This window comes from Marinobacterium rhizophilum, from assembly GCF_024397915.1.
GTDB lineage: Bacteria > Pseudomonadota > Gammaproteobacteria > Pseudomonadales > Balneatricaceae > Marinobacterium_A > Marinobacterium_A rhizophilum_A.
Genome location: NZ_CP073347.1, coordinates 167,781 through 188,199, shown reverse-complemented (window position 1 = coordinate 188,199; position 20,419 = coordinate 167,781). Strand labels below are relative to the sequence as shown.

The window sequence follows — 20,419 nt, the reverse complement described above, 5'->3', positions numbered from 1 at the left end:
TTCCCCATGGCAACATCCCAGGATTATCGCCTCGGTGATTTCACCTTCCCGCGCGGCTGGTTCATGATTGCGACCGCCGACGAAATCAATACCCACAAACCGCTGGCGGTACGCTTTTTCGGACGTGACTTCGCACTGTATCGCGGTCGCGAGACCGGCCGGGTGGTGTTGCTCGATGCGTACTGCCCGCACATGAAAACTCACCTGGCCGCACCGAACGACACTTCCTACGTCATCATCGACGGTGGCGGCACCAACATCGAGGGGGACAGCATTCGCTGTCCATACCACGCCTGGCGTTTTGGCCCGGATGGACAATGTGATGATATTCCCTACCACGAGGGTCCCATCCCCAAAACGGCCTGTATCAAGTCCTGGACCGTCAAGGAAAGCCTGGGCGCTATCTGGGTCTGGCACGATCCCGAAGGCGGCGAACCCGAGTGGGATCACCCGACCCTGCCGGAATGGGACGACAAGTCCTGGGTGCAGTGGAAATACGATGACCTGGGCATGCTGCAACAGCACCCACAGGAAGTCATCGACAATATCTGCGATTACGGCCATCTGAGTCCGATCCACGGCTCCACCGTGCTACGCTACGAGAACGAATTTTCCGGCCATCTGGCCACGCAGCGCCAGTGCGGCCCGCACCGCACCCTGGTGAATCCGGACGGCGAGAGCCCAGTACTGCATACCCTCACCACCTACCACGGCCCGGGTGTGCTGATTTCCTACCTGAGCGGATACTACGAATCGATCCTGTTCATTACCCACACACCGGTCGAGGACGGCAGCATTCGTGTCTGGCACGCACTGCTGGTGAAATCGCCTGGCGGCAACGCCGAGGTAACCGTGGAGGACGGCATCGCAGCACGCCAGTTCCAGCACTCCAGTCGACTCGCCTTTGAGCAGGACTTCGAGGTCTGGACCAACAAGGCGCCCTGCTTCAATGGTATGTTCCTGCCCAGTGACGGGCCCTTCATGAAGGCACGTATCTGGTACAAGCAATTCTATAACCCGCGTGAGCGCAAAGCCGAATTCCTGGACAAGTGCGAAGGTCTGTACGTTCCCCGGGGAGCCGAGCCCTATACTCAAAGCTGAACCCGGCAACCATTCCGTTTACACAACGGCCAGAAGCTATCCCTTCTGGCCGTTTTTCGTACAGGCTAAACACGCCCGAGAGCCTCGGCACTTGCACTATCACAGCTGCTAAAAAGCCATAACAGAAGCCGATAAAAAACACGAGAACAGGCGAATTTTCAGAGTTTATACAGATCTGAGATCCAGCATACATGCGCCCTGGCGCAACAACTAACCCGCAGAACAAGAGGACTAGTCTCTTTAGACGATTTGTCCCGCCTCCCGTTACCCAACAATGCCTGTACAACAACAATAAACCCAATTGCCGTTCAGCTGAGTAACCCTCAGTGGCAAAAGGGTTTGTATCAGGAGGCAAGATGAAAAAGCAGCACTTGTGGAAGCCCCTGGCGGCTTCAGTCGTCCTTACTCTGTCTGTTTCTGCCAATGCCCAGGTTTCCGCCGCCGAAGCGGCCAAGCTGGGCAACGAGCTCACCTGCGTCGGCGCTGTCACCGCAGGTAACGACGCAGGCACCATCCCAGCCTTCTCCGGCAAGTGGCTCGGTACTCCACCAGGCATCAACTACACACCCAATGTCGGCCAGCACCCGATTGACCCCTATGCGGATGACAAGCCGATTTTGGTTATAGACGGTCAAAACTGGGAGCAGTACAAGGACAACCTGAGCGAAGGCCAGATCGCCCTGCTAAAACGCTTCGCAACCAGCTACCAGATCCCGGTCTACCAGGGCCGGCGCGATTTCCGCTACCCCGATGAGGTGTGCGAAATTGCCAAGCGCAATGCGCTTGAATCTACCCTTGTCGACGGTGGCATGGGCTTTACCGGCTACATGGGCGCCATCCCCTTCCCGATTCCATCCGGTGAAAACCAAGCCATGCAGGTGCTTGCCAACCACAACTTCCCTTACCGCGCCTACACCGAAGAGATGGAAAAGCGCGACCTGGCGGAAGTAAACAACAGCGGCAAGGTCACCTGGGGTCGCACCACCAACAAGGGCCTGAACATCGTTACCGAACCAAGCCACATGGGCAAACCGATTGGCGAGGTCATGGCCTACAGCGATACCCGCACCCTGCTGCCGACCCGCAACGAAGGTACCGGCACGGTTTCCATTGAACCGGTGAACTTTGCCCAGGGCGAACGCCTGGCCTGGAACTACAACCCTGGAACACGACGCGTCCGCCAACTGCCAGAGTATGGTTTCGACACTCCCGCTGCCGGCACTTCCGGCAAAATGACCATCGACCAGGACCGGCTGATGAACGGCTCCCCGGAGCGTTATGACTGGGTTTTGAAAGGCAAGAAGGAAATCTACGTTCCGGCTAATACCTACAAGGTGCACGAGGAAAGCGTTTCCTACGATGAGCTGCTGACACCCAACCACCCCAACCCTGCCTTTATGCGTTATGAACTGCGCCGGGTCTGGGTACTTGAAGGCAACCTCAAGGACACTCACCGCCACAAGTACGGCAAGCGAGTACTCTACATCGACGAGGATACCTGGCACGGCATCATGAGTGATTTCTACGACACCCGTGGCGAGCTGGTGAACCACGCTATAGTCAACTATTACTATGCCTACGATATGAACGCCTGGCACGCTGGCAGCAGCTTCTATCAGGACCTGGCCACTGGAGGTTACATAGGCTACAACCTGTTCCAGGATCTGGAAAAGGGCCCGATTCTGAACGCTGGCAAGTTTACCAAAGAGATGTTCACCCCCGCCGCCCTGCGCCGCTCCAGCCACTGATGACCGAGGTCTGAACCGATGACACGCTTTAAACCCAACCTCCTCGTCCTCGCCATCCTGAGTGCAGGCATGAGTGCCCAGTCACAGGCTGGCGAGGCTATCGACCTTGGCAATGACCTGACGCTGGACTGGAAAGGCACGGCAACCTATACCGCCGCCGCGCGTACCGAAGGCCAAGCCGACCCCGCCTTCACCGGCAGCAGCGGCAACCAGAACTTTGACGATGGCGATCTGATTTCCAATCGTCTGGCGCTGCTCATGGAAGGCCGCCTGCACAAGGGCGATACCGGCCTGGTGATGTCCGCCAGCACCTTTTACGACGATGTCTACCAGGATGATGACAAGTTTTCATCCGATGCCGAGAAATTTCATGGCGGCTATACCCGCCTGCTGGATCTGTATGGCTACACGACCTTTGATCTGGGAAGCGACCGCCTGCTGAACCTGCGCCTGGGCAAGCATGTCGTTGCCTGGGGCGAGGCCCTGTTTCTGCCGAGCATATCACTAGCGCAGGGGCCTTCGGATGCTACCAAGTCCGGCATACCTGGCACCGAGGTCAAGGATATCCTGCTCCCCGAGGATCAGATATCGATGCAGCTCGAGATGAACCCCAACTGGTCGCTGATGGCCCATGCCCAGTACAACTGGCATCCGGTGATGGTATCGGAACCGGGGACTTACCTGAGTACCAGTGAAGCCGTTGGTGAAGGCGCCACCTGCCTGACAGCCCCTCCCGGCGAGCCCTGTTTTTTCGGCAATCGCAATGCTGATATCGAGCCGGATAAAACAGGTCAGTGGGGTGTGGGTACTCGTATCCGCACCAGTCTTGATACGGAACTGGGCTTCTATTACCTGAACTACCACGACCGGATTCCGCTGCCGGAAGTCAATGCAATGACCAACTCGTATCGTGTGCGCTACTTCGACGATATCGAGCTGTACGGCGCCTCCTTCACGACGATGATGGGAATTGCCTCCGTGGCCGGTGAGGTCTCCTACAAGAAAGGGGCTCCGGTACTGCTGAATACGCCCATCGTTCCGGCGACGCCCACGCGGGCCGATATTTTGCAGACCAACCTCAACACCATCGTCAACTTCGGCCGCACCCCCTTGGCGGATGTTGTCACCCTGGTGGCCGAGGTAGCCTATGTCGATATCCTGGATGTTGAAGAACGGGGCACCCCTGGGTTTGCGGGTACCGAAACCGATGACCTGTACTACACCAGCCACGGTCTGGCGTTCTCCAGCAAGCTCACCCTAAGCTACCCAGGCATCAGCGAAAACTGGGATTTGAGCGTGCCGATCAGTTACGCGCGCCAGCTGAGCGGTCGCACCATTACCGGCGGTGTTGGTGGTGAAGGCGATCACCGCTTTGGCATTGGCGCGGACTTTACCCACCGCAACGGAGTTCAGGTCGGCCTCAACTACCTGACCTACCTGGGCGATGCCGACTGGGATGAGCCCTTTGAGGAACGCAAACTGACCGACCGTGACAATATTTCACTGACAGTGAAGTACGCTTTCTAAGCTTGATCTGCTAGCACCCCTGCATTCTTCCTTCGGCCTCTTATGAGGCCGTTTTTTTATGTACAGGATGTACGGTATATCGCAGGCGCATGGATGCGCAGACGCGGCAATATACAGGAGGTACGGTCCCTTACTTTTGCTCCTGCAAAGTAAGGATTTCATCGTCCCTGGCGGTCATGCCGCAGGCGCGGCGATTTACAGGCTAGCGACGAACTGTCGTACCAGTGAGAAGGATAACCAGGAATCCGAGGTGTGAAGCCGGGTGCAGCAGGAAGGAACCGGCCGCTCGGTAAGCGGCCATAACATGGAGAGTTAGCGCCGTACGAACGCCTGCAGTGCCTTTTGTGCAGCCTCACGCTCCAGCAGTTGTTCAAACTGGTCCATCTCAGCCTGCATCAGGGCATCAAGTTGCGGGCCTGAAGCGCGTTGCAGCTGCGCGCGGGAGCGCTGTACCGCCTCAGGATCCAGTGCAGCCAGCCTCCTGGCCGCGCTCAAGCAGGTTTCATTCAGCCTGTCCGCTGGCACCACCGCGTTGACCATCCCTACCTGAACCGCGTCCTCGGCCTGACAGGGCTCCCCCAGCACCAGCCATTCAAAAGCCTTGATATGACCGGCCAGTCGCGGCAACAGCTGCGAGCTACCACCCTCAGGGCTAAGCCCCAGGGCCACGAAGGGGAATACAAGCGTCGAACGCTCACTGGCATAGACAAGATCGCAATGCAGCAGCAGGGTCGCCCCGATACCAACGGCCTTGCCAGCGACCTGCGCGATGATCGGCTTGCGGCAGGAACGCATTGCGCGCAGCAGTGCCAATGGCGGATCTGTACGACGACCATGCGCGGGCTCATCCAGGAAATCGACGATATCGTTACCAGCACTGAAGCAGTTGCCTGCCCCCGACAGCAGCACGACCCGCACTGCCGGATCACTGTCCGCCTGCGCAATTGCGCTGGTCAGTGCAGCATAGAGCTCTCGGTCAAATGCATTGCGTTTCTCGGGCCGGTTCAGACAAAGTCTGAGCACACCGGCCTCACACTGTTTCACCAGAATTGCATTCATTGTCGTCCCTTACTCCGAGGTGATCTGCGCCTTGATCATGGCTTCAAAATGCTCGCCATAGGGCGGCAGCATACCCCACTCAGCTCGTGGGTCATGCTCGGGCACACGATAAACCGTACGGGCGTGGCTGAACTCCAGAAAACCTTCGTAACCGTGATAATGCCCCAGCCCTGAGCATCCCACTCCGCCAAATGGCGCTTCATGCATGGCCGCATGCATCATCGCATCGTTTATCGTCACACCGCCGGACAGGGTGTTTTCCAGCACCGTCGTCTCTTCTGCCGCATCCAGGCCGAAGTAATACAGTGCCAGAGGGCGGGGGCGCGCGTTGATATCGGCTATGGCATCCGCTGTCTGAGCATAGGTCTGGATCACCAGTGCCGAGCCGAAGATTTCTTCCTGCATGATCAAACTGTCGGCGGGCGGATTGACCACCAGGCGCAGCGGGCGACGGCGGCCTGGTCCCGCCTGCTCAGGATGACTGGATTCGATGCGTACACCACGCTCACGGGCATCCGCCAGATAGCTCTCCACCCGCTGCAGGTGATTGTCGTTCACCGCCGCAACCAGATCTGGGTTGTCTTCGATACCCGGATAGTACTGATTAAAGTGCTGTTTAAGCTGCGCTATAGCAACTTCCAGCGTCTCCTCCGGCACATACAGTATGTCCGGACTGATACAGATCTGGCCGCCATTGGTACCCTTGGCGAGCGCCAGTCGACGACAGGCTTCATTCAGATCTGCACTACGGCCCAACACCACGGGCGACTTGCCTCCCAGCTCCAGGGTGACCGGTACCAGATTAGCGGCGGCGGCCTGCATGATCTTGCGCCCCACGGCGGTACTGCCGGTAAAGACCAGATGGTTAAAAGGCTGTGCCGCAAAAGCCGCGCCTATGCTGGCGTCACCGGTTGCCACCCCAACCACCTCGGGATCAAACCGGGCACCGATAATTTCGGCCACGAGCTGCGCCGTACGCGGCGTGATTTCCGACGGTTTCAAAATGGCGCGATTGCCGGCGCCAAGAGCACAGGCCAGCGGACTGAACAGTGTAAACAGCGGCGCATTCCAGGTGCCCATAATGCCGACACTGCCCTTGGGCTGGTGGAGGACCTCGGCGCGGGCGCCCATCTGATCATAGGGTGCGAAGGATGTACGTGTATCCGGTTGCATCCAGCCTTCCAGCTGGTCGCGGGTGTGCTTCAGCGAGCCCAGGGACCCAAGCACATCATTCATCAGCGAAAAGCCACGGCTGCGGCCGCCAAAGTCGGCATCCATGGCGTCCGCCAGGGCATCACTGTTTGCGACCAGAAGATCAATGACCTGCTGTATGCGCTGACGGCGAACGGCGGCGGGTACCCGCCCTTCGCGCCCAAAAGCTGCTTGCTGTAGCGCCAGCAGGTCGGTAATGCCTGCGGGGGTTGATACGGCTGAAGCCATCTTGTTATCTCCCTTGGATCGGCTTGGCAGCACCGGCAGGCGCTGCCTCAACTATTGCCGTCATATTACTACCGGCAAAACGCCCAAAACACCTCGTCCGGATGGACGACAGCCGTTTAATTGCCTTAGTCCATAAAGACGATGCCCCGGCTTGTGGCGACAGCAATACTGGGCCCAGACTCACCGGCCAGCAGAGGCAACACCATGACACAGCCTAGCTTCGACCCAAAGGCGTTTCGCACGGCACTGGGCACCTTCACCACAGGCGTGACCATCATTACCGCCCAGGCTGCGGATGGCAGTTCGGTAGGAATCACAGCCAACAGTTTCAACTCCGTCTCTCTGGATCCGCCTCTGGTGCTCTGGAGTCTGGCCAAGAGTGCCAACAGTCTGCCGGTATTTACCGACAGCAAGCACTGGAACGTGCATGTACTTTCTGTGGACCAGGAGAGCCTGTCCGGCCGTTTCGCGTCCCGCGGCGAGGACAAATTTGCCGGTATCGAGCTGGATGATGGCATTACCCCGGCACCCCTGCTGCCTAATTGCACCGCACGCTTCCAGTGCCGCACGGCCTTCACCCACGATGGCGGTGACCACATTATCTTCATCGGTGAAGTCATCGGCTTTGACCACAACGACCTGCCACCTCTGGTGTACCAGAGTGGCCAGTATGCGCTCACTGCCCGAAAACCCCGCGAAGAAGTGCGCCTGACCAAGGCAGAACCACCACCAGAGTGCAGCTACACCGAAGACCTGCTCGGCTACCTGCTGGGCCGGGCGCATTTTCAGATGGTCAACCGACTGCAGGGACTACTGCATGATCAGCATCTCGACCAGGCGCAGTTTTTCATACTCTCGGTGCTCTGCATCCGGGACCGACTCACTCTGGACGAGATCAACGACTATATCGGCTACACCGGCCACACCGTCGAGCAGGCCGACATGCAGGTGCTGGTTTCGGCAAGGCATGTGGTGATGGAAGGCCCCCGCTATCGCCTGACCGCCGACGGCCGCGAAGCTTCCTTGCTTCAGATCGCCCAGGCCAAGGCAATCGAAGAAGACCTGGTGGAAACCCTGGGGCCAGGCGACGCCCTGGCACTGAAGCTGCTGCTGAAACGCCTGATCGAAAACACCGATCCGGGGCTGCCCGACCTTTGGGCGGTCTCAGTCTAAAACGCGAACGACTGATAAGAACAAGGAGCTGTAATGTCGATTCTCGAGAGTTTTAGCCTGCAGGGACAGGTCGCCGTGATTACCGGCGCTGGCCGCGGTCTGGGCCGCGCCATCGCCCTCGCCTACGCCCAGGCCGGTGCCGATGTAGTCTGCTCGGCCCGCACCCTGGCCGATGTCGAAGCGGTTGCTGACGAAATCCGGGCTCTGGGACGTCGGGCGCTGGCGGTCAGCTGTGATGTCAATGACGCGAGCCAGCGCCAGGCGCTGGTCGATGCCGCAGCGCAAGGCATGGGCAAGATTACCCACCTGGTCAACAATGCCGGCGGCGCAGGCCCCAATGATCCACTCAAGCTGAGCGCTGATGAATTTGCCGCGGTACTGAACTTCAATGTCACCTCGGCCTACGCCCTGACGCAGCTGTGCGTCCCCCATATGCGCGCAGCGAAAGGCGGTAACATCATCAACATCACCTCGGGTGCCGCCCGTTACATTCAACCGCACTTCAGCGCCTATGGCGCAGCCAAGGCCGCCCTGACGCAGCTGACACGCTTGCTGGCACAGGACTTCGCCCCCCAGGTTCGCGTCAACGCCATTGCGCCTGGCCCCATCATGACCACAGCGCTAAAAAATGCCGCCCCCGAGGCCATGCTGACCGCAATGGCAATAAACACGCCGCTCCAACGCATCGGTCAGCCACAGGATATAGCAGCGGCCGCGCTCTATCTGGCTACGCCGGCGTCGAGCTGGGTAACCGGTAAAGTGATCGAAGTCGATGGCGGTGCCGAAAGCAGCGTCTGGCCCGGCTAAGGAGTAACGACATGTCTCAGGATCTTATTCAGCCGCTTGGGCTGGAACTGTTCAGCGCACTCAGCGAAGGCAAGACGCTGCCACCGTTGACCGAGCGCTACCCGCAACTCAGCATCGACGATGCCTACCATATCTCTCTGGCCAGCCTGAAACTGCGCGAGCAGGCCGGTGAAGTACTGATCGGCAAAAAAATTGGCGTTACCAGCAAGGCGGTGCAGGAGATGCTCAATGTGCACCAGCCCGACTTCGGTTTTCTGACCGACCGAATGCTCTACCCCCAAGGCAGTGCCATCAGCCTGTCGCGAGCCGGCCTGATCCAGCCCCGCGCCGAGGGCGAAATTGCCTTCTGTCTGAAGCAGGATCTGAAGGGCCCGGGCGTGACCGCTGCCGATGTTCTCGCCGCGACAGACTGGGTAGCGCCTTGCTTTGAAATCGTCGACTCCCGTATCGACGACTGGCGAATCAAGATCATCGATACCGTGGCGGACAACGCCTCCTGCGGCGTCTTTGTTATCGGCGATGCCCGTGTCGACCCCAACAGCCTGGATCTGGCCGCGGTGTTTATGCAGATCCATAAAAATGCTGAACCGGCCGGTTCCGGCATGGGCTCCGCCGTACAGGGGCACCCGGCTGAAGCGGTCGCCTGGCTGGCCAATACGCTGGGCGAATACGGCATCCCTTTCCGCAAGGGCGAAATCATTCTGTCAGGTGCCCTGGCCCCGCTGATCCCGGTGCAGGCCGGCGACGATTTCAGCCTGACGGTTGAAGGACTGGGTAGCTGCTCCATTCGTTTTATCCCCTGAGTGCCAGCCGCCGCTGGCCATACTGGAATCACTTTTATGAGCAAGAAACTTAAAGCGGTCATTATTGGACCGGGTCGTCCCTTACGGCAAAAGGCCGGTACCGACCTGCTGATGACAATGCAGCGCTGCGAGTGGGTCAAACCGGCGACTGCTGACACTCACCAATCCATTCTGTGACCGGGAGACAGATTCAATGAGCCAGAAACTTAAAGCGGTCATTATTGGGCCGGGGAACATCGGCACCGACCTGCTGATGAAAATGCAGCGTTCCGAATGGATCGAGCCAGTCTGGATGGTCGGTATCGACCCCGAATCCGAGGGTCTCAAACGCGCGGCAGAGATGGGTATCAAGACCTGCGCCACAGGTGTAGACGGCCTGTTGCCGCATGTCATCGAAGATGATATCCGTGTGGCGTTTGATGCGACCTCTGCCTACGTGCATGCCGAGAACAGCCGCAAGCTGAACGAGCTGGGCGTAATAATGATCGATCTTACTCCGGCGGCAATTGGCCCCTTCTGCGTACCACCGGTCAACCTGGCACAGCATGCAAAAAACCTCGAAATGAACGTCAATATGGTCACCTGTGGCGGCCAGGCCACCATCCCGATGGTGGCCGCGGTGTCCCGCGTGCAACCGGTCGAGTACGGTGAAATTGTCGCCACAGTGTCATCCCGCTCCGTCGGGCCTGGTACACGCCAGAACATTGATGAGTTCACCCGCACTACAGCCGGTGCCGTGGAGAAAGTAGGTGGCGCGAAGCGTGGCAAGGCGATCATCGTCATCAACCCGGCCGAGCCACCGCTGATGATGCGCGACACCATTCACTGCCTGACAGAGAGCGAGCCGGATCAGGCCGCTATCACCGAATCAGTTCATGCGATGGTGAAAGAGGTCCAGAAGTACGTGCCGGGATACACCCTGGTCAACGGCCCTGTATTTGATGGCAACAAGGTCTCCGTATTCATGCAGGTTGAAGGCCTCGGCGACTTCCTGCCGAAATATGCCGGTAATCTCGACATCATGACCGCCGCAGGATTAAGGACGGCGGAGATGTTCGCGGAAGAAGTTACCCATGGCACCATCACCCTTCCATCGCGTGGCTAAGCGGGAGACAACGCAATGAACTTGAACGGAAAGAAAGTCACGCTGCACGACATGAGCCTGCGTGACGGAATGCATGCCAAGCGTCACCAAATAAGTCTCGACGAAATGGTTGCAGTATCCACCGCTCTGGATGCGGCGGGCATGCCCCTGATCGAAGTGACCCACGGCGACGGCCTAGGAGGGGCTTCACTGAACTACGGCTTCCCGGCACACAGCGACGAGGAGTACCTCAAGGCAGTGGTGCCAAAGATGAAAAACGCCCGGATCTCGGCGCTGCAGCTACCGGGTATCGGTACCCTCAATCACCTGAGAATGGCCAGAGATTGCGGCGTATCCACCATCCGTGTTGCAACCCACTGCACCGAAGCAGACGTGTCCGAACAGCACATCGGTATGGCGGCGAAGATGGAAATGGACACCGTCGGTTTCCTGATGATGGCACATATGGTCAGTGCCGAAAAAATTCTCGAGCAGGCCCGGCTGATGGTCAACTACGGTGCCAACTGCATCTACGCCACCGATTCGGCTGGCTATATGTTGCCGGACGAAGTGACCGAGAAGATCGGCCTGCTGCGTGCCGAGCTGCCACAAAATGTCGAGATCGGATTCCACGGCCACCACAACCTGGGGATGGGCATTGCCAACTCCCTGTCGGCCATTGAAGCCGGCGCCAGCCGCATTGACGGATCCGTGGCAGGCTTGGGCGCCGGGGCCGGCAACACCCCGCTGGAAGTGTTCGTTGCCGTATTAAAGCGCATGGGAGTCGAAACTGGCATTGATCTTTACAGCATCATGGACGTCGCCGAAGATATCGTCGTGCCGATGATGGATCAGCCGATCCGGCTGGACCGAGACGCCCTGACCCTGGGGTACGCTGGCGTCTACTCTTCGTTCCTGCTGTTCGCTCAGCGAGCGCAGAAAAAATACGGCATCCCCGCGCGTGACATCCTGGTAGAGCTCGGCCGTCGCGGTACAGTCGGTGGCCAGGAAGACATGATCGAAGACCTGGCGCTGACCATGGCCCGGGAGAAAGGGCTGATCTGACCGGCCCTTCACTGGCCCTAACCTGCAAGGACTCCTGCGATGGCGACTCCCGGCTCCGTCTGTTCTCCCTCGGCCTGGCGCCGCCATGGCCTGCTGTTTCTGCTGACACTGCTGTATGCAGAAAACTTTATCGGCCGCCAGATCATGGCGGTGATGATTGAGCCGATCAAGCAGGAGTTCAATGCCAGCGACACCGCAATGGGGCTCATATCAGGCCTGGCGTTTGCCGCTGTTTTTGCGCTGTTTGGTCTGAGTGCCGGTCGCCTTGCCGACCGGGTGTCCCGCACTCGCCTGCTGGCCATCTGCGCCCTTATCTGGAGCCTGACCACCCTACTGTGCGGCTTTACCACAGGCTTCGTCATGCTGGTGGTAGCGCGCATGCTGGTCGCCATCGGCGAGGCCCCTGTCAGCTCCAGTTCGATCTCGCTGATCGCCGACCTCTACCCCATGCACCGGCGTGCCTTTGCCATCAGCTGCTTCAGCTCGGCCCCGACCTTTGCCGCCATCATCGCCATGAGCCTCGGCGCCTGGCTGGTAGCAGAATATGGCTGGCGCACGACCTTCATTATCATTGCCATACCTGCAGTCGCGGTATCACTGTGCTTTTTGCTCTTTGTTCGTGAACCCGCCCGTGGCACCTGGGACAAGGTCGGCATAGCGAGCCCGCCGCTGGGAATGCGCGCCACCCTGGCCTCACTTTGGCAGCTAAAAGCTTTTCGTCTGCTGATACTGGCCAGTGGCGTCAGCACACTGGGTGCCAACGCCTATGGCATGTGGAATGCCACCTTTCTGGTACGCAGTCACGGTCTTGAATTGCAGCAGGCTGGCATACTGGCCGGCTTTGTCGGCGGTGGCTCAGCCGCCGCAGGCATGCTCTTCAGCGGCTGGTTTGCAGATCATTTAATCAGTCGCAATCCCCGCTGGCAGCTGTTTATCCCGCAAATAGGCCACGGTATTGGCATCCTTGCGATGCTGGCCTACCTGCTCTGGCCCACAGACAGCACCCTGATACTGAACGGCTTTGCCGTGCCGACCGCCATAATCTGGTGCGGTATAAACGGGTTCTTCGCGGTCTGGTGGGTTGGCCCCTGTTTTAGCCTGATCACACGACTGGTGCCGCCACAAAGTCGTGCCGTAGCGATGGCATGCCAGACTGTACTAGTCACCCTTCTGGGCGTTGGCATCGGGCCGCTGGTGGTCGGTTTTATCAGCGACTTGCTGGTCCCCACACTGGGGACTGAATCCCTGCGCTACTCACTGCTATTGGGGGTCGTCACCACGGCAGCAGCGATGCTGCTGCTGGCGTGTGTAGCCCGGGTCCAGCGCGCAACCGAGACCCCGGCGGTCTTGTCCATAGTCTGAACGGACGGTGAAGTCACCGAGCGCAACTTGCATAGTCAAATCCACTGCTTAATGGATTACGAGGAGACATCATGTCCACTATCGCTGTCACTGGCTCCGCTTCGGGTATTGGAGCGGCGGTTTGCCTCCGCCTTGAGGCCGCCGGCCACACCCTGATCCGGGTCGACCGGGTGAATGCCGATATCGAGGCAGACTTGTCCACGCCTGAGGGTCGCCAATTGGCCGTCACCCAGACCCTGAAGCTCTGCAACAACAAACTCGATGCCGTGGTGTGCTGTGCCGGCGTCGGTGTCACAGCGCCCTCAAGCGGACTGATCGCAAGCGTTAACTATTTCGGCGTAACCGAATATATCGACGGACTTCAGGATACCCTGGCACAAAGCGGCACAGGCAATGCGGTTATCATCGGCTCTGTGGCTGCCAGCTCTCAGGTTGCCAACCCCCATGCCATAGCCGCAGCCATGCTCGAGAACGATGAAGCCAAGGCATGCCAGATTGCTGAGGCCTGCCAGGCACCCCATATCGTATACGCAGCCTCCAAGTATGCTGCCACCGTCTATGGCCGCCGCACGGCCGTAAGCTGGGGCAAACAGGGCATGCGCCTGAACATCATCGCACCGGGCGCGGTCGAAACCCCACTGCACCAGGCCTCGATGGATGACCCCCGCTTTGGCGAAGCCGTGAAAAACTTCGTGGCACCGCTGGGGCGCGCCGGTCTGCCCGATGAAATCGCAGCAGGCGTCGAGTTCCTGGTATCGGATCAGGCCCGCTTTATCAACGGCACTGTTCTGTTTATCGACGGCGGCATGGATGCCATGATCCGCGCAGATCAGTTTTAATACCGGGAGAAAAGTCATGCAAGGTTTGAAGCTCCGGCCAGCAATGGCATTGTTTTCCACGCTCGTGCTGGCAAGCCCGCTGCAGGCATCTGTCTGTCCCGACTATAGCGCCGGCTACAACGCCGACGACTATATCTCTGCACGTGACTCAGCACCCGAGAAAATGGGCTGGATGCAGGGCAGCCCGCCACCGGAAGACAAACGGATCAAGCTAAGCGACGGCTCCTTTTTCCGCTTTCCGGCGCTGCGTTACAGCGCAGCGCACATGAGCGAATTTCTGCCCACCACGCTGGTGAAAAAGCGCACTGCCCAGGTACAAACCCTGCAATATGAGCTCGATGCGTCAATCGATACGCTGGAAATCACACCCTGGGGTGCGACGGTGCCGCTTAGCTGGGAGGAATCTCTGTGGCAGACCTACACCGACGGCATCATCGTAATGCACCAGGGCAAGGTTGTTTACGAGCGCTTCCTGGGCGGCTTTAACGACTATGACCGCCATGCGGTCATGTCGGTGACCAAGTCACTGACAGGCACCCTGGCGCTGGATCTGGTGCATCAGGGGCTGCTCGACGAGTCTTTGCCGGTGTCTCACTATATTCCGGAACTCAAGGTCTCCGGCTTCGGTGATGCCACTGTCAAGCAGTTACTGAACATGACAACAGCCATCGATTTTGACGAGAATTACGCCGACCCGAAATCCGAGATATGGACCTTTTCCGCCGCCGGAAACCCGCTGCCTAAACCCAAAGGCTATACAGGCCCGACGGGTTACCTGGAGTACCTTCCGAGCGTCCAGAAAGCCGGCGAACACGGCCACCGGTTTGCCTACAGAACAGCCAATACCGAGGTCGTGGGCTGGCTGGTTGCACGCGTTACCGGCATGTCTGTGGCCGACTATCTTGAAGAGCGGATCTGGAGTCGCATCGGCATGGAGCACGACGCCCAGTTCCAGGTCGATGAACGCGGCACCCCCTTCTCAGGTGGCGGATTTAATGCGAGCCTGCGCGATCTGGCACGCTTTGCCGAACTGTTGCGAAACGGTGGCAAATACCAGGGCGAGCAGATTCTGCACCCGGATGTCGTACCGGACATCATGCGCGGAAACAGCCACGCGGCATTCGAGTCCCCCCTGCACGAGAGCCTGAGCAGCTGGTCTTACCGTGGCATGTGGTGGGTCACAGGTGACGCCAACAAGAGCTTCATGGCCCGCGGCGTCTACGGCCAGAATATTTATATCGACCCGACAAATGACGTCGTCATCGTGCGCCTGGCTTCACACCCTGTCGCCGCAAACCGTGCAAACGATTGCGTAACGTTACCGGCGTATCAAAGGATCTCCGAATTTCTGACTGAACAGAATCATCACTAAAGCAGCAAGGGCGGCTTGACATGGCCTACTGGTGCAGGCCACAGCTACACGGCCAGAGCACTAAGCTTTTCTTCGTCCATTGACTTGCCCATGAAGGACTCCTTCTGAAAAAGTTTCTTATTTATGGGCAGCTACACGATTTGGTTTACAGCCTCTCAGCAAGCACGGGAAACGACCATTTCTGCAACTGTATGGAAGTTCTCCAGGGTTACATGATCTATCGGCGCCTTGCCATCCAACTGCCGATACGGTTGTGTGAGCGCATGGTAAATTTGCCACACATCGCCCGCTACGACCTGCTTGAGCACCGCCCGAACCAATCTGTTTTTGATCGGGTCCAGCTGCCAGTCCGGGACACGCTGCTCACTGCTATCCATCGTCAACGCGAGTAGCTTGCCAGTCTTGAGCTCGCGATTAACCTGGTCACGGGATTTTCCGGCCAGTTGCGCAAACAAGGGCACCGGAATATTCTGTGGCGTCTCGTATATCGCGAGCATTTCCTGGCGCTCTCGCTGAATGCCGGAGACTTCTTGCACCACAACTGGCTCCGGTACTATAGGCAAAGGCGATAGCCGCTGAATCGACCGACCACCCTCGTTTGAATTGACGACAATCGAAGCACCCAATGCTGAACTCTCATCACTAACTACCGACATACGACTCGCAGTATCAGGTAGGTTCGCAATGCTTTTGACCGACGATATTCCTTCGATATGAATCGCCAAGTGAGCGCTGGCAGCCTGTACCTGTCCTTGCTCCAGCATATCCAGCCGGTCAGCCCAATCCTGCATCATGCGCCGACGTGGCTCGACATGCATCGCATGGTTGTATGCCGCACTGACTTTATCAGTGTCCGCGTGCGACAACTGAGCGTCCACCCAAATTTTGGGATAGCCGACCTCATTGAGCGCGGTCGAAATCGTACCGCGGATACCATGCCCAGTAAGGCGATCTTCGAAGCCCATCTGACGCAGCGCCCTATTTAACGTATTTTCGCTGATACGCTTTCTAAAATCACTGCGGTGCGCGAACAGGTAATGCTGGGCCGGCTTGACCCTGCTGAGCAGGCAGTCAATTACCTCGATGGCCTGTACGGACAGCGGTACGATATAGGGTGGTACGTCTTGTGGCCGTCGCCCAGACCTGCGCATTTTGTTCTGCAATTGCTTGACGTTCTGCGCCGGAATAATCCACAACCCACGCTCAAGATCAAATTGCTCAGGAGTGGCTGAGCGCAACTCGCCTGTCCGCACGCCAGTCAGCAAGAGCAGCCTGATCCCTAACTGGGTTTGCGGACCCTTCCCCGGATAAGTACGCAGCTTCTGCAGCATTACAGGGAGCTCATCCATACGCAAAAAAGGATTATGTTCGACAGGCGGCTTGGGAACGGCGACAACATCCAGATCAAAGGCAGGGTTGGTTTCTAGTCCATCGACGATAACCAATGCGTAACGAAACAGCTGGCGGAACCAGGCGCGGACTTTCTCGGCGGTCGTAAATGCTTTGCGCTGTTCAATCCTGGACAACAGTTCCAGTAATTGGGGCCTTTTGATGTCGTAAATAGGGATCTTACCCAGGCTCGGCAGGACATCCTTACAGAAAATGCGCTGGATCTGCGAGAGGGTACTTTGTCGTCCGACATTGAGCACTTTCCGACGGTGCTCAACCCAAACCCAAAAGACAGCTTCAAACGTATTCTCAGCCGCCAAGCGCACGGCGCGGCGCTTCTGCTTTCGCTCGGTATGAGGGTTAATGCCGCTGGCCAGCAGTGCACGGGATTCGTCACGAAGAGCGCGTGCTTGGCGCAGACCGATCTCGGGATAGGTGCCCAACGACATGCGTTTTTGCTTGCCTAACCAGTAATAACGAAAGTGCCAAGACTTGCCGCCAACCGGAGAGACGACCAATCCCAGCCCGTCTGTATCGACGAGATTGTAGGTTTTACCTGTGGCCTTGGCCTGACGGATGATCAGATCGGAGAGTGCCATCACATAGCTCCTAAGCTGAGACTTAGGCTCTATGATCGTCAAGGCTTCCGTTCAGCCCCATTAACAATCCGAAACTGACACCACCCGCATTGTATGGCCTTAATTCTGGCCTCAAAAAGGCTGGCCGTTGGCGGAATTCAGTGGATTCGGCTGGAACGAAAAAAGGAGCTTTCGCTCCTTTTTCAACGACTTACAGACTCCAGTGGACGTCTGTAGATCAAAATTTGGAGCGGGAAACGAGACTCGAACTCGCGACCCCGACCTTGGCAAGGTCGTGCTCTACCAACTGAGCTATTCCCGCTTTTTTCCTGATAGCCGGGCGGCTGCCAGAAAGTGGCGTCCCATAGGGGGTTCGAACCCCTGTTACCGCCGTGAAAGGGCGGTGTCCTGGACCACTAGACGAATGGGACATAAAACACCTCTTGCGAGGTTCACCCTCTTGCGAGGATTGGAGCGGGAAACGAGACTCGAACTCGCGACCCCGACCTTGGCAAGGTCGTGCTCTACCAACTGAGCTATTCCCGCTGAACGCTTGCGCGTCTGCCGCACTCATACCATTTTAAGATGGCGTTAATGGCGTCCCATAGGGGGTTCGAACCCCTGTTACCGCCGTGAAAGGGCGGTGTCCTGGACCACTAGACGAATGGGACGCTGCGGCCTCTTCACCAGAAGAGGCGCGTATTCTAAGCGCAGGATTACGGGCTGTAAAGCCCTGTGAGAAATTTTATTAACCCGTGACGCTGTGCCGGGCGCCGGCTTCGTGCTCCAGCTGGCGGTGCCAGCCAATCACACGGTTGCGGCCCCCGTCCTTGGCGGCATAGAGCGCCTGATCCGCGCACTCCAGCAACGTATTCGCATGCTGCAGCTCATAGTCTTCGCTGCTGGCAATGCCGGCACTGAGTGTGCAGGAGAAAATGACGCCTTCATGCTCGAATTCAAGCGCCGCGAACGCTTCGCGCAGCCAGTCACACTGCCGCTGTGCCGCATCCTTCTGACAGCCCGGCATGATCGCCAAAAACTCTTCTCCGCCGTAACGACCGACCTTGTCCGACCCGCGCAGGCGAGTTTTCAGCAAGTGCGACAGGGCCCGAATCACGCTGTCGCCGCGGGCATGCCCATAGGTATCGTTAACCTGCTTGAAATGGTCTATATCCAGCATCACCACGCTAAAAGTCGACTGCTCCCGCATGGCACGCATGCATTCAACGGCAAGGGCTTCCTTGATATGTACATGGTTCAGCAGTCCCGTCAGGCCATCGCAAGCCCGCAGGCCCGCCAACCGGCGCATGCGTTCAGCCCGCGCCCGTACAACCGACACCAGCCGCTTTTCGGAGATGGGTTTGGCAATAAAGTCATCCCCGCCCTGACCCAGGGCAAGCAGCTGCCGCTCCTGGTTGACTTCCGCCGACAAAAACACGATGGGCAAGCCGGTCCACTCTTCATAAAAGCGCAGCGATGTGGCCAGTTCGATACCGCTGTAACCCGGCATATTGATGTCGAGCAACAGCAGGTCCGGCCGAAATGTTTCCAGTCGACTGATCAGATCGGCAGGGTCAGGCTCAATTTCGGCCTGCATGCCCGCGCCACGCAACGCGTGCTGATAGTGCAGCGACAGCAATTCGTCATCATCCACGATCAGTATGCGATAGGCTTCCGCCTCGCGTTCACCGACCCGTGAATCGATCAACTCAACCAGTTTCATGACATCCAGCGGGCGGGCGAAAAACGCGCAGCCCCCCAGCCTGGCTGCCTCCAGCCGGGACTCGAAGTCATCCTGGCGCGATATGAACACGATCGGCACACCGGCTTGCAGCAGTCTCTCGGACAGGGTCGTCGTCAGTTTAACGCGCTCGCTATCCACCACCAGCACGCCGTGCACGCTCCCGCTAAATACCAGGGCGCCTTCCGCCGCCGCCAGCCCGTCCAGGCGCTTGACGTCAAAGCCATACTGACGCAGCGAACCCAGCAGGCTCTGCTCGCTGGCGTGCGCGTCTGTCAGCAGCCAGACGGTCGGCATAACGCCCTGGGACGGGGTATCCAGCGTATCGACCGATTCGGTCAAATGCTCCGTGGAGCTGAGCCAGCGGGCGGCCAGGCTCAGCACAGCCTGCACCAGCGCCCTGCGCCCCTCTCCTTCCAGCGCCTGCCCATTACAGATCGCCGCTTCCAGCCGGCCGGCTTCGCGTCCCAGCTCCTCCAGGCCGAAGATGCCGGCCGATCCCGCAATGCGGTGCAGACCCTGTTTGAGCGCCTCGAACCGCTGCTCATCCAGCCGCCCCTGCCCCCAGGACTGCGCAAGCTCGCCGAGATAGGCAACCGTCGCCGGCAGGCGTTCAAGGTAACGCTGGCGCTGTAACTTTAGTGTTTCCAATGCACGGTCTTTAGCCGTCATGCAAGCCACTCCAGATCGACTTCAACTGATCGGCCAGACTCATGGGGTCGAACGGTTTGCTCAGGACATCCACGGCACCCAGTGACTTGTAGTGCGCGACTTCGGACGGCTGCACCTTGGCCGTCATAAAGAGTACCGGCGTATCGGCCAGCGCCGGTATCTGCCGCAACCCCGCCAGCGTCATCGGGCCATCGAGCCCAGGCATCATGACATCGAGCAAAATAAGATGAGGCGCATAGGCCTGCGCTTCCGCCAACGCCTGTTCACCGGACGAGCACACCTTGACATCAAGCCCGCCGACCATTTCGAGCGCGACCTGGGCGACGACCCGGATATCCTCGTCATCTTCGACATAGAGCACACGTTCCAATTGCGTCATTCTGTTTCTCCCTGAGGGTTATTCCAGTAATCCACCCCCGCCTGTTTGACTGTAAGGTGCGGTCGGTGCGGGTCTTGGCTGCCCCTGTAGAGTGGGCGATGTATCATGCAATTCATGGATGCTATTAACATGGCGATGAAACCGGTCGTCCTGTCCTATTTCAACGTCGTCCTGGTAAATCGGCCGTAGTGTTATGAAACCCCTGGATTTTCAAGGACCCGCATTGACCTTCGGCCAATGCGGGTGCGTCCTGCACCACTGTACTAAACCGGTATTAACG

Annotated in this window: 17 protein-coding genes and 4 tRNA genes; 12 read left to right on the top strand and 9 right to left on the bottom strand. The window is 58.4% G+C overall.

All coding sequences use genetic code 11. The features are described from left to right. Positions 1-6 precede the first annotated feature (6 nt). The 3 genes from KDW95_RS00810 (at position 7) to KDW95_RS00800 (ending at position 4,376) form a co-directional block, all read left to right on the top strand. The gene (locus tag KDW95_RS00810; protein WP_255854319.1) at positions 7-1,101 is read left to right on the top strand and encodes a Rieske 2Fe-2S domain-containing protein; all 1,095 of its coding nucleotides are present in this window, start codon (positions 7-9) and stop codon (positions 1,099-1,101) included. Positions 1,102-1,457: 356 nt separating this feature from the next. Next, entirely contained in the window at positions 1,458-2,849 is a 1,392-nt protein-coding gene (locus tag KDW95_RS00805; protein WP_255854318.1) for a DUF1329 domain-containing protein, read from the top strand. 18 nt (positions 2,850-2,867) lie between these two features. Then, positions 2,868-4,376, top strand: a complete 1,509-nt coding sequence (locus tag KDW95_RS00800) for a DUF1302 domain-containing protein (RefSeq protein ID WP_255854317.1) — start codon at positions 2,868-2,870, stop codon at positions 4,374-4,376. Between the two features lie 312 nt (positions 4,377-4,688). Here KDW95_RS00800 and KDW95_RS00795 read toward each other — a convergent pair whose 3' ends face one another. Both KDW95_RS00795 and KDW95_RS00790 read right to left on the bottom strand, forming a co-directional pair. Further along, entirely contained in the window at positions 4,689-5,435 is a 747-nt protein-coding gene (locus KDW95_RS00795; RefSeq protein ID WP_255854316.1) for an enoyl-CoA hydratase-related protein, read from the bottom strand. Positions 5,436-5,444: 9 nt separating this feature from the next. Continuing rightward, positions 5,445-6,875, bottom strand: coding sequence for a coniferyl aldehyde dehydrogenase (locus tag KDW95_RS00790; RefSeq protein WP_255854315.1), 1,431 nt, complete (start codon positions 6,873-6,875; stop codon positions 5,445-5,447). Between the two features lie 204 nt (positions 6,876-7,079). On the opposite strand from KDW95_RS00790, the gene KDW95_RS00785 reads away from it, so the two are divergent. The 9 genes from KDW95_RS00785 (at position 7,080) to KDW95_RS00745 (ending at position 15,380) form a co-directional block, all read left to right on the top strand. Then, complete coding sequence (locus KDW95_RS00785) at positions 7,080-8,048, top strand: flavin reductase family protein (RefSeq protein WP_255854314.1); 969 nt, start codon at positions 7,080-7,082, stop codon at positions 8,046-8,048. A gap of 33 nt (positions 8,049-8,081) precedes the next feature. Continuing rightward, positions 8,082-8,855, top strand: coding sequence for a glucose 1-dehydrogenase (locus tag KDW95_RS00780; protein ID WP_255854313.1), 774 nt, complete (start codon positions 8,082-8,084; stop codon positions 8,853-8,855). Between the two features lie 11 nt (positions 8,856-8,866). Then, positions 8,867-9,658: a fumarylacetoacetate hydrolase family protein gene (locus KDW95_RS00775; protein ID WP_255854312.1), complete on the top strand. Its 792-nt coding sequence runs from the start codon at positions 8,867-8,869 to the stop codon at positions 9,656-9,658. 36 nt (positions 9,659-9,694) lie between these two features. Beyond that, entirely contained in the window at positions 9,695-9,835 is a 141-nt protein-coding gene (locus KDW95_RS00770) for a hypothetical protein (RefSeq protein WP_255854311.1), read from the top strand. A gap of 16 nt (positions 9,836-9,851) precedes the next feature. Beyond that, positions 9,852-10,763 (top strand): acetaldehyde dehydrogenase (acetylating), encoded by a 912-nt coding sequence (locus KDW95_RS00765; protein WP_255854310.1) that lies wholly within the window; start codon positions 9,852-9,854, stop codon positions 10,761-10,763. Between the two features lie 15 nt (positions 10,764-10,778). Next, positions 10,779-11,807 (top strand): 4-hydroxy-2-oxovalerate aldolase, encoded by a 1,029-nt coding sequence (gene dmpG / locus KDW95_RS00760; RefSeq protein ID WP_255854309.1) that lies wholly within the window; start codon positions 10,779-10,781, stop codon positions 11,805-11,807. 39 nt (positions 11,808-11,846) lie between these two features. Further along, positions 11,847-13,169, top strand: coding sequence for a spinster family MFS transporter (locus tag KDW95_RS00755; RefSeq protein ID WP_255854308.1), 1,323 nt, complete (start codon positions 11,847-11,849; stop codon positions 13,167-13,169). A 71-nt stretch (positions 13,170-13,240) separates the two neighbouring features. Continuing rightward, complete coding sequence (locus tag KDW95_RS00750; RefSeq protein ID WP_255854307.1) at positions 13,241-14,008, top strand: SDR family oxidoreductase; 768 nt, start codon at positions 13,241-13,243, stop codon at positions 14,006-14,008. Between the two features lie 16 nt (positions 14,009-14,024). Beyond that, positions 14,025-15,380: a serine hydrolase domain-containing protein gene (locus KDW95_RS00745; protein WP_255854306.1), complete on the top strand. Its 1,356-nt coding sequence runs from the start codon at positions 14,025-14,027 to the stop codon at positions 15,378-15,380. Positions 15,381-15,535: 155 nt separating this feature from the next. Here the strand turns inward: KDW95_RS00745 and KDW95_RS00740 are convergent, their stop codons facing one another. The 7 genes from KDW95_RS00740 to KDW95_RS00710 all read right to left on the bottom strand — a co-directional run bounded on the left by KDW95_RS00740 (position 15,536) and on the right by KDW95_RS00710 (position 20,139). Next, a complete protein-coding gene (locus KDW95_RS00740; RefSeq protein WP_255854305.1) occupies positions 15,536-17,368 on the bottom strand; it encodes a tyrosine-type recombinase/integrase in 1,833 nt (610 codons plus the stop codon). A gap of 225 nt (positions 17,369-17,593) precedes the next feature. Beyond that, positions 17,594-17,669 (bottom strand) — tRNA-Gly (locus KDW95_RS00735). A 33-nt stretch (positions 17,670-17,702) separates the two neighbouring features. Continuing rightward, positions 17,703-17,778, bottom strand: a tRNA-Glu gene (locus KDW95_RS00730). A gap of 39 nt (positions 17,779-17,817) precedes the next feature. After that, positions 17,818-17,893 (bottom strand) — tRNA-Gly (locus tag KDW95_RS00725). Between the two features lie 49 nt (positions 17,894-17,942). After that, positions 17,943-18,018 (bottom strand) — tRNA-Glu (locus KDW95_RS00720). A gap of 77 nt (positions 18,019-18,095) precedes the next feature. After that, complete coding sequence (locus tag KDW95_RS00715) at positions 18,096-19,760, bottom strand: diguanylate cyclase (protein WP_255854304.1); 1,665 nt, start codon at positions 19,758-19,760, stop codon at positions 18,096-18,098. Next, positions 19,750-20,139 carry a response regulator gene (locus KDW95_RS00710; protein ID WP_255854303.1) on the bottom strand — a complete coding sequence of 130 codons (390 nt, stop codon included), beginning with the start codon at positions 20,137-20,139 and terminating at the stop codon, positions 19,750-19,752. The genes KDW95_RS00715 and KDW95_RS00710 overlap by 11 nt, the downstream gene beginning before the upstream one ends. Between the last annotated feature and the right edge of the window lie 280 nt (positions 20,140-20,419).

Bases quoted from the DNA above. Each gene is read 5' to 3' on its own strand.
- KDW95_RS00810 (WP_255854319.1), top strand. From the start codon at position 7: ATGGCAACATCCCAGGATTATCGCCTCGGTGATTTCACCTTCCCGCGC.
- KDW95_RS00805 (WP_255854318.1), top strand. From the start codon at position 1,458: ATGAAAAAGCAGCACTTGTGGAAGCCCCTGGCGGCTTCAGTCGTCCTT.
- KDW95_RS00800 (WP_255854317.1), top strand. From the start codon at position 2,868: ATGACACGCTTTAAACCCAACCTCCTCGTCCTCGCCATCCTGAGTGCA.
- KDW95_RS00795 (WP_255854316.1), bottom strand. From the start codon at position 5,435: ATGAATGCAATTCTGGTGAAACAGTGTGAGGCCGGTGTGCTCAGACTT.
- KDW95_RS00790 (WP_255854315.1), bottom strand. From the start codon at position 6,875: ATGGCTTCAGCCGTATCAACCCCCGCAGGCATTACCGACCTGCTGGCG.
- KDW95_RS00785 (WP_255854314.1), top strand. From the start codon at position 7,080: ATGACACAGCCTAGCTTCGACCCAAAGGCGTTTCGCACGGCACTGGGC.
- KDW95_RS00780 (WP_255854313.1), top strand. From the start codon at position 8,082: ATGTCGATTCTCGAGAGTTTTAGCCTGCAGGGACAGGTCGCCGTGATT.
- KDW95_RS00775 (WP_255854312.1), top strand. From the start codon at position 8,867: ATGTCTCAGGATCTTATTCAGCCGCTTGGGCTGGAACTGTTCAGCGCA.
- KDW95_RS00770 (WP_255854311.1), top strand. From the start codon at position 9,695: ATGAGCAAGAAACTTAAAGCGGTCATTATTGGACCGGGTCGTCCCTTA.
- KDW95_RS00765 (WP_255854310.1), top strand. From the start codon at position 9,852: ATGAGCCAGAAACTTAAAGCGGTCATTATTGGGCCGGGGAACATCGGC.
- dmpG (WP_255854309.1), top strand. From the start codon at position 10,779: ATGAACTTGAACGGAAAGAAAGTCACGCTGCACGACATGAGCCTGCGT.
- KDW95_RS00755 (WP_255854308.1), top strand. From the start codon at position 11,847: ATGGCGACTCCCGGCTCCGTCTGTTCTCCCTCGGCCTGGCGCCGCCAT.
- KDW95_RS00750 (WP_255854307.1), top strand. From the start codon at position 13,241: ATGTCCACTATCGCTGTCACTGGCTCCGCTTCGGGTATTGGAGCGGCG.
- KDW95_RS00745 (WP_255854306.1), top strand. From the start codon at position 14,025: ATGCAAGGTTTGAAGCTCCGGCCAGCAATGGCATTGTTTTCCACGCTC.
- KDW95_RS00740 (WP_255854305.1), bottom strand. From the start codon at position 17,368: ATGGCACTCTCCGATCTGATCATCCGTCAGGCCAAGGCCACAGGTAAA.
- KDW95_RS00715 (WP_255854304.1), bottom strand. From the start codon at position 19,760: ATGACGGCTAAAGACCGTGCATTGGAAACACTAAAGTTACAGCGCCAG.
- KDW95_RS00710 (WP_255854303.1), bottom strand. From the start codon at position 20,139: ATGACGCAATTGGAACGTGTGCTCTATGTCGAAGATGACGAGGATATC.